Origin of the sequence: Aquabacterium soli (assembly GCF_003933735.1) — a bacterium.
In the GTDB taxonomy this organism is placed as follows: Bacteria; Pseudomonadota; Gammaproteobacteria; order Burkholderiales; family Burkholderiaceae_C; genus Aquabacterium; species Aquabacterium soli.
Genome location: NZ_RSED01000028.1, coordinates 18,821 through 33,174 on the forward strand (window position 1 = coordinate 18,821; position 14,354 = coordinate 33,174).

General features: G+C 61.4%; 10 protein-coding genes. 7 read left to right on the top strand and 3 right to left on the bottom strand.

What is annotated here, in order from left to right; translation table 11 throughout:
- The 3 genes from EIP75_RS22050 to EIP75_RS22060 all read right to left on the bottom strand — a co-directional run bounded on the left by EIP75_RS22050 (position 1) and on the right by EIP75_RS22060 (position 2,549).
- Positions 1–426: a hypothetical protein gene (locus tag EIP75_RS22050; protein ID WP_125245359.1), complete on the bottom strand. Its 426-nt coding sequence runs from the start codon at positions 424–426 to the stop codon at positions 1–3.
- Between the two features lie 618 nt (positions 427–1,044).
- Entirely contained in the window at positions 1,045–1,422 is a 378-nt protein-coding gene (locus EIP75_RS22055) for a hypothetical protein (protein ID WP_125245360.1), read from the bottom strand.
- Complete coding sequence (locus EIP75_RS22060; protein WP_125245361.1) at positions 1,419–2,549, bottom strand: hypothetical protein; 1,131 nt, start codon at positions 2,547–2,549, stop codon at positions 1,419–1,421. Before EIP75_RS22060 ends, EIP75_RS22055 begins: the two co-directional genes overlap by 4 nt.
- A gap of 478 nt (positions 2,550–3,027) precedes the next feature.
- On the opposite strand from EIP75_RS22060, the gene EIP75_RS22065 reads away from it, so the two are divergent.
- From EIP75_RS22065 to EIP75_RS22095, 7 genes are all read left to right on the top strand, one after another.
- Positions 3,028–3,351 (top strand): helix-turn-helix transcriptional regulator, encoded by a 324-nt coding sequence (locus EIP75_RS22065; protein ID WP_125245362.1) that lies wholly within the window; start codon positions 3,028–3,030, stop codon positions 3,349–3,351.
- A 326-nt stretch (positions 3,352–3,677) separates the two neighbouring features.
- Positions 3,678–3,890 carry a methylation-associated defense system helix-turn-helix domain-containing protein MAD1 gene (mads1, locus tag EIP75_RS22070; RefSeq protein WP_125245363.1) on the top strand — a complete coding sequence of 71 codons (213 nt, stop codon included), beginning with the start codon at positions 3,678–3,680 and terminating at the stop codon, positions 3,888–3,890.
- Positions 3,891–3,917: 27 nt separating this feature from the next.
- On the top strand, positions 3,918–7,160 hold the full coding sequence (locus EIP75_RS22075; protein ID WP_125245364.1) for a helicase-related protein: 3,243 nt from the start codon (positions 3,918–3,920) through the stop codon (positions 7,158–7,160).
- The gene (locus tag EIP75_RS22080) at positions 7,157–9,838 is read left to right on the top strand and encodes an ATP-binding domain-containing protein (RefSeq protein WP_125245365.1); all 2,682 of its coding nucleotides are present in this window, start codon (positions 7,157–7,159) and stop codon (positions 9,836–9,838) included. Before EIP75_RS22075 ends, EIP75_RS22080 begins: the two co-directional genes overlap by 4 nt.
- Positions 9,838–10,599: a DUF4391 domain-containing protein gene (locus tag EIP75_RS22085; protein WP_125245366.1), complete on the top strand. Its 762-nt coding sequence runs from the start codon at positions 9,838–9,840 to the stop codon at positions 10,597–10,599. The genes EIP75_RS22080 and EIP75_RS22085 overlap by 1 nt, the downstream gene beginning before the upstream one ends.
- A 22-nt stretch (positions 10,600–10,621) precedes the next feature.
- On the top strand, positions 10,622–12,511 hold the full coding sequence (locus EIP75_RS22090; RefSeq protein ID WP_420797181.1) for a site-specific DNA-methyltransferase: 1,890 nt from the start codon (positions 10,622–10,624) through the stop codon (positions 12,509–12,511).
- Positions 12,512–12,513: 2 nt separating this feature from the next.
- Positions 12,514–14,250: an RNA-binding domain-containing protein gene (locus tag EIP75_RS22095; RefSeq protein ID WP_125245367.1), complete on the top strand. Its 1,737-nt coding sequence runs from the start codon at positions 12,514–12,516 to the stop codon at positions 14,248–14,250.
- Positions 14,251–14,354: the final 104 nt, after the last annotated feature.

Consider the following 14,354-nt stretch of genomic DNA (forward strand, 5'->3'; position numbering starts at 1 on the left):
CTACATCGAGCCGGGAGCCATGCCCGTGCGCGAGGCCACCGTGCCGCTTTCCATGCGGATGTCCTCGCCATGGGCTGGTTCAGTGTCTTGATCTAGATCGCCGGTGGCGACACTGACGAGACGACCCTGGGCATTGAACTTCATGCCCAGGCTTTCCACCCAGATGTAGCCACCTTTCTCATAGGGCGCGGTTGCCGCGCCTGCCCGCTGGGCCGCGGCGATGACTTCATGCTGCGATGCTTCCTCGTCTGCCGCGACGGGCAGCACCGACAGCGCTTGATTCAACAATGAAGTCGTGTCGTCTGCCGATTGCTGCCAATGCCGCAGTGCCACATCCTGGTAGAACGCATGCGTCGCCCACGTGACGTTGCTTGCGATCAGGGTGAGGGTGAGGCCCGTGATGGCCATGGTGGATTTGGTCAGCATCCTGTTCTGCCAGAAGATGTGGTGCGGGGGCGAAACTTGGGCAGATTCTGGCATAAAACTGTATTTATATACAGTGATTTTGAGCGCCTTTTGAGCGCCTTTTAGTGCGCTCTGGTTGTGATATCAAGGGGCGCCAGAAACACAAAAGCCGCGGTGTACGCGGCTTGTGCTGTCCTTGATTGAAAGGGAAATTCTGGTCGGGGTGAGAGGATTCGAACCTCCGGCCTCTACGTCCCGAACGGGTTGGCTGCCAAAAATGGGGCTTCTACGTGTTCCACAGTCAGTATAGCGCCTAAGTGAATCAATGACTTAGCGCTGTTGGCCTGCGGTCTTCGCTCGGTTTCGCGTGCCTTCACGAAGGTACCGTAGCCACTGTTTACCCACTGGGATATGCATCGACGCTGAGCTGTTGACGGGTCGCGGATCGCTGCGCTGAAGGAAGGGTTGAGGCCAGCAGTCGCAGCCGCTGCGGCGGCCATCGCGAACGCCAACCAGGCACGTCGCCTGATGCGCATGTCGCGCTTGTGTGGCTGCCGGCTCCGTGGGGCTTGGCCGCAGGATTGCCCCTGTCGGCGAGGTGCTACCTGCGACTACAGACGGGCCTACAGCGCTCCCCGTTCAGGGCTGTTCGTAGGTCCAGCCGCGCGCCCTGGCGCGCTCCGCCAAGGCCTGTGCCTTGGCCTTTACCTTGCTGGCCGAGCCAAGCGTCGTGTAGTCGATGACAGCGTGCGCGGGAAAGGGCTCGGGGTCCGGGCGCCAGCTCAGACCGACGCCACCGACCTCGTCCTCGCTTACCGACACGGTGCCGACCGCCTTGAATCCCAGGGTCGTCGTGTAGTGGTGAAAGCTGGCTTCCGGCTTCATCAGGGCATCGTCGTACACCGAAAGCAGGCCCGAATCCTTAGGCGTTGGATTGAAGGCTTGGCTGCTCACCCGGCCTTCCTGCACCCACGACGGATTCACTTGTCGGTGCAAAAGGTGCTGTTCGTTCGTCATGCTGTGCCGTTTTGCGCTTTGCTGTATCGCCGAACTAGGCCAACCAGAGCCTCCCACCGGTCAGCCGCATCGAGATGCAAGGTAGCTTCTTCGATGACCTCCCCATCGGACGTGCGCGATACCAGCACTTCGGCAACGTGGGTGTTCAAGTCAAGCTCAGCCGTCAACGATGCCTCTGCAGTGCTCCACTCGAACTGCACGCCGCCTTCCGGGGTGGGGTAGGCGTAAGGCAGCGCAACCTCGTCAGGCCATGCCTCTGCCCAAGCCTTAGACAGCCAGACAAGGCCAGACGGCACCGGACGCAAGCTTTGCCCTTCCATCCAGCCATCGCGGAGCAGTGCGAGGCTCTCCAGCCGTGCGGGAACGTCGAGGGGGTCCAGCGGCTCAATGCGCGTCACCTGCTCGATGCGCTTCCGATTGTCAGATTGGTCTCGGACCATGGCGCCTTCGACCATCACCAAGGACTCGCCGTAGGCACCGAGAGCGCTATGCGCTGCGTCCCGCAGCTCGTCACTGAAATGGCCAATCACCTTCTCACCGCTGATGAGCTTGAGCGTGAAGGTCTTGTTCTCCAGGTTCAGTTCAGACATGGACCCGCGAACTGATTCTTCCGTTCGATACACTGCGGCGGACTTCAGTACCAGGGTCTTGCGCACCCGGTTGTCGTAGACGACGACATCGTTCGCAGCGGTCGCCCGCGTGAACTCGACCCGTTCGTCTTCCCGCAGGAAGCGGCCGAACTGGTCAAAGTAAGCTAGTAGCGGCTTCGGCAGCAGGTCATCGACGGACTGGCCTTTTGAGGCTGCGTCGATAGTGTCCAGGACGCGGTCTCTGGCCTTGTCGAACCACTCGGAGAATGCATCATGGATCAAGCTGCCCTGAGGCAGCGGTCGCTCCAGTACCGGAACGGCACTGCCGGCCTCCACCTGCGTCAGGTGAAGGGCGAAATTCTGCGTGAACCCTCTGGGCGTCCGCTTGCGGCGGGGAAACTGCTCTAGATACAGCCACCGCGCGACTTCCACGATAAGACCCTCGAACGCCGCCCAGTCCTTCAGGACCTCCACGGGTATCGAGTGTGCGTCGAATCGTTTGCCGACCAGGCGAGGTTTTAGGAATTCGGTGTTCACAGGCGCATCAGCCAGAAGACTCCAGCCAATATGCACAGGCCGTGCGGGTTTGGGTGTTCCTCCGACAGTATAGTGGTTATGCAAATCAATGACTTGGCGCTCTTGGCCTGCCGTCTTCACCCGGATTCGCGCGCCTTCACAAAGGTGCCGTGGCGACTGTTTACCCACTGAATCCGCGCCGACGTTGCGCTCTCGGTGGATCGCGGATTGCTGCGCTGAAGGACGGGCCGAGGCCAGCCGTTCATACGTCTGTCAACTCGAGGGGCAGCCAGACACGTCGCCAGGAGCGCATGTCGCACCACTTGCCGATAGCTCTGCGGCGCATGCCGCAGGATTGCCCTGGGTAGTAATGCGCGCGATGGCAGGCTCGAAAAAAGGACTCTGAACGGGCCGAGATTCGCAACGTCTGGGACCTTCTTGAAATCATGATGCTCCAAGCGAGCCTATACGGTGGATCAGCAACTCGTCGCCAACCCAGATGGACCACCACGCTCCTTTCACCCCGCTTGCCAAAGAGGATGTCGCCAACCTCTTCGGTGTGACCACCCGCACCATCGAAAACTGGATTGAGGACGAAGGCATGCCGGCGCCGGCGTGCATTGGCAACAGGGTCTTCTGGCATCCCGATGTGTTTTACGCTTGGCTCGACAAGCGCCTGCGCATCCCGAAAGCTGACACGCGCAGCGCGCCCCCTGTCGACATCAAGCTCAAGCAGCGACCCGCAGCCGGTGCTGTGCACGGTCGGTTGCGTCACCAGAACGCCAAGCGACTTGCTGAAATCGAGGCGGGCACTGCCTCTTGAGTGCATGCAGGGCTGCAGCCCGCTCTGCGTTGCCTGTTCTCGCAGCAGGTGGCATCGGCCGCGTATTTGGCTGAGCGCGCTCACCGGCGCGCTGATCTCGGCGCAGGCGATCAGGTTCTGAATGGACCTCGACGCCGGCCGCTGGATGGATGGCCAGGCCTCAACCGCCGGGAAAGCGCGCGACGACTCGGGCAGTCGGAGTCCTCTGGCGGCATCTTCGGCCGTCCGAAATCAAGAGGCTGACACCAGCCCCTGCGGATTGTGCGGCGTTGGTCTGCCTTGTACTCCCTTACACTGGCTTCTCCCCCTGTACCCCTCTTTTTGCCATGAACACCGCGACCGACAGCGTCATGACCGTGAAGGAAGTCGCCGACTACCTGCGCGTGAACCAGCGCACCGTCTACCGGCTGGCCGTGGACCGCAAGCTGCCTGGGTTCAAGGTGGGAACGACCTGGCGCTTCAAGCGTGCGGACATCGACCGTTGGATCGACGCTCAGGCAGCTTCTAGCCAGCCTGAGCCTGGTGCAGGGATCAGCTAGGGGGCTGAGAAACAGGAGGGAGAGTTCATGAAGCTGGTGCAAAACAGCGGCTCAGACCGCGTGATCGACCTGCTGCTGCCGCACTTGGTGTCAGGCAGCAGGCTGGGCTGTGTCACGCCCTCGTTTTCGCTGCATGCCTTCGCAGAGCTTCGCGAAGCCTTGAATGGGCTGGGACAGGTGCAACTTGTCCTGCCTGCTGACAACGAGCAGTTGGAGCTGCTTGGCGGGGAGGGTGACCGCGCGCATCGGAACCGCCTGCAAGCTCGATGGCTGGCGAACCAGTGCGCCCAATGGCTAACGCAGAAGGCAGAGGTGCGCCGCGCGCATGGCCGAGTGCCGCAAGGCGCCGCAGTGCTGACCGGCGCCGGCGATGAGCCCGCGCAGGTAGTCCTGGGCTCGTTTGCACTCAGCTCCGAAGGCTTAGGCTTGGCTCCAGGCAACCCCTTGAACCTGATCCAGGCCTCGGAATCGCCGGAGGAGGCTCGCACACTGGCGCGCTGGTTCGACCAGCAATGGAGTGCGCTGCGGCACCAGCCTGACGGGGCGCAGAGCCTGGTCGACGCTCTCAAGGGCATGGCGGCGCACCGAGCACCCTTCGAGGTGTACGCGCTGATCCTGCATCACCTGCTCGGCAATCGCGACGAGGCGCTGGACGAGGACCGGATCGTCAAGGCGGCCACTGGCATCCGCAACACCGTCATCTGGAAGAAGCTCTTCAAGTTCCAGCGCGACGGCGTCGTGGGCGCCATTGACAAGCTGGCCCGCTTCGGCGGCTGCATCATTGCCGACTCAGTGGGGCTGGGTAAGACCTTCGAGGCGCTGGCCATCATCAAGTACCACGAGCTGCGGAATGACCGGGTTCTGGTGCTGGCGCCCAAGCGTCTGCGCGACAACTGGACGCTCTACAAGGCCAACGACCGCCGCAACATCCTGGCTGCCGACCGGCTCAACTACGACGTCCTGAACCACACCGACCTCTCTCGTGATGGGGGGCAGTCCGGCGACATCGACCTGGCACATGTGAACTGGGGCAACTACGACTTGGTCGTCATCGACGAGTCGCACAACTTCCGCAACAAGAAGTCCCCCAAGCAAGGTTCCGAGACTCGCTACCACCGGCTGATGCGCAAGATCATCCGCGAGGGGGTCAAGACCCGGGTGCTGATGCTGTCGGCCACGCCGGTCAACAACCGCCTGTCCGACCTGCGCAACCAGATCGCCTTCGCCACCGAGGGGGACGACACCGCCCTGCAAGACCACGGCATTGCGAGCATCGAGCAGACGACCCGCAAGGCCCAGATTCAGTTCAACCGCTGGTTGGAGTTGCCCGAGGAAGAGCGTGTCCCCGGCCGCCTGGTCGAGATGCTGGGCTTCGACTACTTCACCCTGCTGGACCATCTGACCATTGCGCGGTCTCGCCGGCACATCGAACGCTACTACGGCACTGAGGAGACGGGGCGCTTCCCGGAGCGTCGCGCGCCTATCAACATCAAGGCCGATGTCGATACCGCAGGTCAGTTCCGGGCCATCCGCGACATCAACCTCGAGATTCGACGGCTCAACCTGGCCTCCTATGCGCCGATGCGCTACGTCCTGCCCCACAAGGCAGCGGCGTATGACGCCAAGTACAGCACCGAAATCCGCGGTGGCGAGAGCATCTTCCGCCAGGCAGACCGTGAGGAGAGTCTGATCCACCTGCTGCGCGTCAATGTGCTGAAGCGCATGGAGAGCGCGGTCTCCTCGTTCGCGCTGACCATCCAGCGTCAACTCAAGGATGTAGAGACCACGCTGGCCCGGATCGAGGAGCATGCTTCGGATGCCGGCGAGGTCGAAGAGCTGGATATTGCCGACGTCGACATCGACGATCCGGTCTTCGAGCAGTTGCTGGTAGGCCGTAAGGTCAAGGTGCTGCTCAGCGATGTGGACCTGCACCGCTGGAAGCAGGACCTCGTCGAGGATCGCAACCGGCTGGACAACCTGCTCCAGGCTGCCCAACAGGTGGACGCGGCCCGCGATGCCAAGCTGGCCAAGCTGCGCGAAGTGATTGAGCGCAAATGCCGCGAGCCCATCAACGTGGTGGGGGGCAAAGCGAACCGCAAGATCATCGTCTTCACCGCGTTCTCCGACACGGCGCAGTACCTCTACGCCCAGTTGGCGCCGTGGGCGAAGGAGAAGCTGGGGCTCGATGCTGGGCTGGTGACCGGATCAGCGGGCATCCAGTCGACGCTGCCCGGCTTGCGCAAGAGCATGAGCAGCATCCTTTCCGCCTTCGCCCCGCGCTCCAAGGAGCGCCCGGCCGAGCTGGCTGAAGAGGGCGAAATCGACCTGCTGATTGCCACCGATTGCATCTCCGAAGGCCAGAACTTGCAGGACTGCGACTGGCTCATCAACTACGACATTCACTGGAACCCGGTGCGCATCATTCAGCGCTTCGGGCGCGTGGACCGCATCGGCTCGCCGAACCAGAGCGTCCAGCTCGTCAACTTCTGGCCCAACATGGAGCTGGAGGAGTACATCGGCCTGGAGCAGCGTGTCAGCGGCCGCATGGTGCTGCTGGACGTGTCGGCTACCGGCGAAGAGAACCTGATCGAGCAGCAGTCAGGCAATCCGATGAACGACCTGGAGTACCGGCGCAAGCAGTTGCTGAAGCTGCAGGACACGGTCATCGACATCGAAGACCTCTCCAGCGGCGTCTCCATCACTGACCTGACGCTGACCGACTTTCGCATCGACCTGGCCGAGTTCCTGAAGGAGCACCCTGGCGTGCTGGAAGAGGCGCCGCTTGGCACCTATGCCGTCACGTCCACCATCGACGCCGACATTTCGCCTGGCGTCGTCTTCTGTCTGCGGGCCGAGGGCGCGGCTGCGACCAAGGGCGCGGCGTCGGACTACCCGCTGGCACCGGTCTACCTGGTGCATGTGGGCGACGATGGCGCCGTCTTGCTGCCTTACCCACAGGCCAAGCGCATCATGGACCGGCTCAAGCGCGCGGCGCTCGGACGTGAGTTGCCGGACGAGGGCGCGTGCGCCCGCTTCGACCGGCAGACCCGCCAAGGCGAGGACATGCGCCATGCGCAGAAGCTATTGGCGGCGGCCATAGCCTCGGTTGTTGGCAAGGCTGAAGAGCGTGCTGTGGCCAGCCTGTTCGCGTCGGGCGGCACGCACGCCATGAAGGGCGAGTTCGCTGGTGCGAGCGACTTCGAGGTGCTGGCGTTCATGGTTCTGCTTCCAGAACAGAAGAGCTGGAATCTACATAGGAGGGGAGATTGAGCAAGGTAGAACAGAACACCTTGGCGCCCATAGCGCAAGAGGTCTTGGACAAGCTCCAAGAGGTGGCGATGGCTGCACGCGCGTGGCTGCAAGACCCGAGAGGGCCAAGTGCAAACACGTTGGTGCCGGGCTCTGTTTCCGAAGCTGCGCTGCGGAACCTTGGGCAAGTCAATCAGCAGAATCGGGCTGCATATGAACGGCTGAGCAAGGAACCGATTGTTTCTCGGGTCGTTGTTGAGGACGAAGGCGGGACGCTGCACACGCGCTTCTTCTGCCGAGCTGACCAAGGGATGGCTGAGCGGGGAGTCGTCAGCTACTTGACTAAGTGGGGGCGTCTTGCATCCATCCCGGTCGGCGACGAGTTCGTTGCGCCCGACGGGCAGACGTGGATCGTTGTCTCGAAGGCCGGCCTGCGCCCAACTGAGGCTAACGGTGCATGGGACGCGTTTTCCATCGTTCAACGCGAAGAACTGCCCAGTGTCACCATCGAGTCAATGCGGGCGCTCTTGCATGCGGAGCAGGCAACGCACAGTGGGCAAGACCTTCTCGACCAGATTCTCTCTGCAGAGGCCAGGAAGGCGACGATGGTTGAAGGCATTCGCCGGAGCGTCGTTACGCGAATGGGGCTGCGCGACCAACCGATTCTTGACAAGTTCCAGGACGAAATCTTTCGGCTTCCACTGTCGCATAAAGTGGTACTGCTGGGGCCACCCGGAACTGGCAAAACCACGACCTTGATCCGTCGTTTGGGACAGAAGTTGGGTGTCCATTATCTCGATGACGACGAGCAGCGTGTGGTGCAGGAAGTGGCTTTGGCCCAAGGTCTGTCACATGAGCGCAGTTGGCTCATGTTCACGCCTACCGAGCTTCTCAAGCAGTACCTGAAAGAAGCCTTCAATCGTGAGCTCGTGCCGGCGTCGGAACAGAACCTCCGCACATGGGACGATCATCGGCGCGATCTGTGCCGTCAAACTTTTGGCATTCTGAGAACTGCGACGGGAGGTGGCACTTTCGTTCAAAAGCCTGGCCTGGTTAGCTTGCAGGACGGAACAGTCGCCAATCAAGAGGAGTGGTTCACCGACTTCGATGGTTGGCAGCGGGGAGCATATCTGCAAGAACTGATAGGGGCGGCCGAGGCGCTGCGTCCATCCAGCATTCAGCAAGCCAGGGAGTTGGGAGAGAGCTTGGCAAACGTGCTCAGCGACCACCAGCACTGGCCCGCTACCTTGAGCAGCTTCGCTGCTGAGCTACCTAGGATTCAGGCTTTCGTTGCTAGGTTCAAGGATGAGATTGAACAGCGACTCCGCTCTGCCTTGGTTGCACAACTGCAGACAAACCGAGACTTCGTCACCGAGTTCGCCGCATTCCTTGAGACTTTGCAACAGGTCGAAGTGGATGAAGCTGACGATGTTGAATCGGATGATGAGGAAGATGTTCAATCCATCAAGGTAGGTGTTCAGGCCGCTACAAACGAGTATTACCAGGCTCTTCGAGCGTTGTCGCGGAGCGCCGCCACGAAAAGGGCGCTGAGCAAGGTCAGCCGTATCGGCAGGATCGTCGAATGGCTGGGTGATCGAGTATTGCCGCAGAGCGACCTCATCGACATTGGAAACAAGTTGGTACTGCAGGCGGCCGCGCGTCGTTTTGTAACGCCTGTTCGCCGCTACATCGACGGGGTGGGAAAGCGCTATCGCACTTTCCGGCGTGAGCGACAAGGTGCGGGCGCTTGGTACCAACCGAGTGGCTTCGATCAGCGGGACGTGCACCCGCTGGAGCTGGATGTCATCTTGCTCGCCACGCTGAAAGCCGGCAGTGAGTTGCTTGACCGACAGGCCATCCTGCGATCCCTCGAGAGCCCGCAGTGGGCACCTCTAAAGGCTGTGATGGGTTGCTACCGGCATCAGGTGTTGGTGGACGAAGCCACCGACTTCTCCCCGCTTCAGCTCGCTTGCATGAATGCGCTGGCGCACCCGCGAACCCGCTCGGTGTTTGCCTGCGGCGACTTCAATCAGCGACTTACAACATGGGGCACTCGTACGCCAGAAGCGCTTGCGTGGAGCTTGCCAGGTTTGGAGGTCCGTGAGGTTACGGTGGCCTACCGGCAGTCCAGACAGCTCAACGACCTCGCTCGCGACATCATACGTACTGTGGGTGGGACAGCGCAAAGCGTCAGCTTGCCTGCCGAGGTCGATAACGACATGGTATCTCCGGTGCTGCTGGAGAACAGCTCGCAGCTCAGCACTATGGAGTGGCTTGCGGCTCGCATTGCGGACATCGAGCGGTTTGTAGGACAGCTCCCGTCTATCGCGATTTTCGTCAACAGCGAGGTTGACGTCGAAACCACTGCGAAGGCGCTTGAGGCATTGCTCGGTGAACACAACATTCCCGTAACGGCCTGCACGGAAGGAAAAATCGTCGGCCAAGAAAGTAGCGTGCGTGTATTCGACATCCAGCACATCAAGGGGCTGGAGTTTGAGGCGGTCTTCTTCTTGGGGGTTGATCGTTTGGCAGAGCTACATCCAGAGTTGTTCGACAAGTTCATCTACGTCGGTACGACTCGCGCTGCCGCATACCTTGGGCTGACTTGCGAAGCTTGCCTGCCTGCGCAGTTGGTGCCTGTGCGTCATCACTTCACATCTGACTGGACGCAGGCGACGCGCCCAGCTGGTTCCGCGTAATGTTGCTCGATGCGCTGATCCATTCCCTTGCACTTCCGGCAAGTTGCCGGGTGGACCAGCGCGTGCCCAAGAAGATGCTGGCAGAGCACGGCGGTGCCACTGCCACCGACCGCCGCCTGCTCACGGACGGCATCGAAGAGGCTCACTGGCTGGCCGCCATCAAGCCCGCGACGGCTGCCATTCCGCTCTGGCGGGACGAGGTGCGGGAGTATCTGGAGCTTGCCGTGCTCAGCATGGCGGTGCGCGCCACCCACGCCCAACCGGCGCAGCTGCAGCGCCTGGTCGAGCTCGTGCATCGGGCCGTGCCTTACCCGGTGCTGCTGATCGTCAGGACGCCGGACACGGTAGTCATGAGCCTCTCGCACAAGCGCACGGCACAGAACGAGGCGGGGCGAGTGGTCTTGGACGGTGATGTTGTGAGCTTTCAGCTCAGCGACGAGGTGCCGGACGGGCTGTTGGATGCCTTGGCGCTTGGGCAGCAGCCTCAGCAAGACCTGAAGGCGCTCTACCAAGGCTGGATGGACACCCTGTTGGCCGCCCAGGTAGCCCGAGTGACAGGGCACTTCCGTACGGACCCCACACCCGACCAGGCCGCCATGCGGCGGATCGCCTTGATCGAACACCAGCGACTGGAGGCGGAGGCCGCCCGCTTGCGGGCCCTGGCTGGCAAAGAAAGCCAGATCGCCAAGCGCGTGGACCAGAACCTGGCCCTGCAGCGGCTGCACGTCGAGCTGGCTGCGGTGCGTGCCCGGCTCCTATGACACAACAAGAACAGACACATTCATGACGAAATCGAACATGCAAAAGATAGCCGCCGGCGCGCCCGAGGCCCAGTCCGCCGACCTGGTGGCCGGCACCATCGCCCAGCTCAAGGACTTGTTCCCCGAACTTGTCACCGAAGGCCCCAAGGGCAGCGCCATCAACCTGGACGTCCTCAAGGCCCTGGTGGGCGATGCCACGGTCACCGATGTCGACGAGAAGTACGGCCTGAACTGGCACGGCAAGCGCCGGGCGCGCCAACTGGCCCTGACGCCCAGCACCGGTACGCTGCGTCCCTGCCCCGAGGAGAGCGTGGACTGGGACAGCACGCAGAACCTGATGATCGAGGGCGACAACCTCGAAGTGCTGAAGCTGTTGCAGAAGAGCTACGCCGGCAAGGTCAAGCTCATCTACATCGACCCGCCGTACAACACGGGCAACGACTTCGTTTACCCAGATTCCTTCCAGAACAGTATCCAAAACTATCTCGAGCTGACCGGCCAAACGGAGGAGGGCCAGAAGACCAGCAGCAACACGGAGGCCAGCGGTCGATTCCATACCGATTGGCTGAACATGCTCTACCCACGCCTCAAGTTGGCAAGGAACCTCTTGCAGGACGATGGCGTGCTATGCGTTTCGATTGACGATGTTGAGCAGGCCAATCTACGCAAGGTATGCGACGACCTCTTCGGTGAGGAGAACCATGTCGCAACCATCGTGTGGCAGAAGCGGTACGTTTCTAACGCGACGGCGAAGTGGTTGTCGGACATGCACGACTTCATCGTCGTGTACGCGAAGAACAAGGAGACGCTGAAGGTCAACTCGCTTGAGCGAACTGAGGAGCAGCTCGCTGCGTACAAGAACCCGGACAAAGATGCCCGAGGTGTCTGGCGTGCTCAGGACCTGTCAGCCAGCAAGCCGTATTCGGCTGGCATGTTCACCATCACTGGCCCGACGGGGAATTCCTTTGACCCGCCACCGAATCGCTACTGGCGCTGCAACAAAGAGCAGTTCGACAAGTGGGTGGCTGACGGGCGTATTTGGTGGGGCGTCAACAAGGATGCTCGACCGATGCTGAAGGCTTTTTTGGCTGAGAGTGAGCGAGGCGTCACCCCGAACACATGGTGGGACTACGGCTTTGCAGGACATAACAAGGAGGCGACCCTAGAACTGAAGGAGTTGTTCGACGGCGATGCACCGTTCGATACCCCGAAGCCCGTTCGCCTTATGCGCAGATTAATCGAGTTGTTCTGCGGGAGCGATGACCTCGTCCTCGACTTCTTTTGCGGATCGGCATCCTTCGGTCACGCTGCGATGGAGTGCAATGCGGCTGGCGATGACTCTGCGCTCCGATTCATCTTGGTTCAACTTCCGGAGCCTGTGACGCGCGTCGGCTACCAAACCATCGCTGACATTTCCAAAGAACGCCTGCGGCGTGCAAGATCGAAGGTGAAGGCAGACTACCCGGCCGCGCAGGTCGATGCCGGTTTTCGCGTTTTCAAGCTCGACGAGTCAAACATCCGTGCATGGATGCCGAAGGCGACAGAGCTGGGGCAGTCCCTCCTCGACCATCAAGAGCATCTGCAGCCAGATCGCACTGAGCAAGACCTCCTGTACGAACTTTTACTCAAGCTCGGCCTTGACCTCTGCGTCCCCATCCAGCAGCAGATGATCGCTGGCAAGTCCGTCTATGCGGTGGGCGCTGGCGTGCTGCTGGCCTGCCTGGCCGAAAGCATCACTACCGCCGAGGTGGAAACGCTGGCCGAAGGCATCGTTCAGTGGTACCAGCAACTCGCGCCGGCCGGCGACACCACCTGCGTGTTCCGCGACAGCGCTTTCGGCGACGACGTGGCCAAGACCAACATGGCAGCCATCCTACAGCAGCACGGCATCCAGAACGTGCGGAGCCTCTGACCATGGATCAGTCCACGTTGATTGCCCTGGTGGACCGACTGCGGGCCGAGCCGCGAGAGGGTGGCACCTTCGAGTTCAAGTTCAACTGGGACGTGCCGGCAGACATCGGCCAGTACCTCTCGGCCCTCGGCAACTCGGCCGTGCTGGCACGCCATGACCAAGCCTGGCTGGTTTGGGGCGTGGACAACGTGACGCATGAGGTCAAGGGAACGACGTTCGATCCCTTCGCGGCCAAGGGTGAAGGAAACCAGCCGCTGGTCATGTGGTTGACGCAGAAGACACTGCCGCGCCCGGATTTTGAGTTCCACGAAGTGCAGCATCCGAGTGGCCGCGTGGTGGTGATGGCGATCCAGGCGCCGCGCTCTGCGCCGCTGGCATTTGAGGGGGTGCGCTACATCCGTGTGGACAGCCACAAGACCAAGCTGAGCGAGCACCCGGACAAGGAGCTCCGCATCTGGGGCCTGCTCGGGCAGCAGACGGACTGGACAGGAGAACTGGTTCCTGATGCGACGCTCGATGACCTTGATCCGACCGCAGTCGATGCTGCCCGGGGGCGTTTTGTCGAGTACCTGCTCAAGGCCGAACCCGATTCGTCCAAGCATGAGCGCATCAAGGCAGAGGCGCAGGGCTGGGATGTACCGACGCTGTTGAACAAGGCGCGTGTGACCAAGGCGGGGCGCGTCACGCGCGCAGCGCTGCTGCTTCTGGGCAGGGATGAGTCGGCGCATTTCCTGTCGCCTGCTGATGCGAAGCTGAGCTGGGTGCTGCGTGATGCCCAGAACCGGACGGAGTCCTCGCAGCATTTCGGTATGCCGCTGTTGCTTTCTACGGACCGCCTTTTCGGTCACATTCGCAACGTGACTGTGGAACACATGCCGGATGGCACCCTGTTCCCGACGGCTATCCAGCGTTACGACAGTTGGGTGATCCGTGAGGCCTTGCACAACTGCATTGCTCATCAGGACTACCGGCTTGGCGGGAAGGTCAACGTGGTGGAGCACCCGGATCGACTGGTGTTCTCGAACCTGGGGCAATTCATTCCTCCGAGCGTTGAGTGGATGATCGAGCACCAGTCTCCGCCTGAGCACTACCGGAACCAGTGGCTCATCGACGCCATGATCCGCCTGCGCATGATCGACCAAGTGGGTAGCGGAATTCGCCGCATGTTCCAGACCCAGCGGGACCGCTTCTTCCCTCTGCCGGACTATGTGCTGGACACGACTGAGCGTGGTTACCCCCGGGTGGAGGTGACGATCCCTGGCCAGGTGCTGGATGTCAAGTACAGCCAGTTGCTGATGAAGCGGACGGACCTTCCGCTTCGGGATGTGCTTCTCTTGGACCGCGTGCAGAAGAAGAAGGCATTGCAGGCCGCCGAGGTGCAGGAGCTCCGGACGATGAAGCTGATCGAGGGGCGCTCGCCAAACCTGTACGTGTCGGCGAAGGTCGCTGACTGGACCAACCAGAAGGCCGCCTACATCCGCAATCGCGGGCTGGACGAGGGGTACTACCGAACGCTGGTGACGGACTACCTGGCGAAGTACGGAAGTGCCACCCGCAAGGAGCTGGATGACCTGTTGTTGAGCAAGCTGCCGGACGTGCTGGATTCAACCCAGAAGGCCAGCAAGGTGCGGAACCTTCTTCAGGCAATGCGCCGCAGCGGACTGATTCACAGGGTGGGCCCCAAGGCCACAGCGACTTGGTTGCCAGGGCCGGCTGAGGGCAGCACGGAGGAAAGCTAACCAGGTGTCATGGCGGCTGATTAGCTAACGAACTTCTGCTAAGTGGTTGATTTTATTGATTTCTTTTCGTTTTCGGAGCGGTCGCTAGATTTGATGCGGGCCCA

Coding starts and splice junctions, on each gene's coding strand:
- EIP75_RS22050 (WP_125245359.1), bottom strand. CDS start 426: ATGCTGACCAAATCCACCATGGCCATCACGGGCCTCACCCTCACCCTG.
- EIP75_RS22055 (WP_125245360.1), bottom strand. CDS start 1,422: ATGACGAACGAACAGCACCTTTTGCACCGACAAGTGAATCCGTCGTGG.
- EIP75_RS22065 (WP_125245362.1), top strand. CDS start 3,028: ATGGACCACCACGCTCCTTTCACCCCGCTTGCCAAAGAGGATGTCGCC.
- mads1 (WP_125245363.1), top strand. CDS start 3,678: ATGAACACCGCGACCGACAGCGTCATGACCGTGAAGGAAGTCGCCGAC.
- EIP75_RS22075 (WP_125245364.1), top strand. CDS start 3,918: ATGAAGCTGGTGCAAAACAGCGGCTCAGACCGCGTGATCGACCTGCTG.
- EIP75_RS22085 (WP_125245366.1), top strand. CDS start 9,838: ATGTTGCTCGATGCGCTGATCCATTCCCTTGCACTTCCGGCAAGTTGC.
- EIP75_RS22090 (WP_420797181.1), top strand. CDS start 10,622: ATGACGAAATCGAACATGCAAAAGATAGCCGCCGGCGCGCCCGAGGCC.
- EIP75_RS22095 (WP_125245367.1), top strand. CDS start 12,514: ATGGATCAGTCCACGTTGATTGCCCTGGTGGACCGACTGCGGGCCGAG.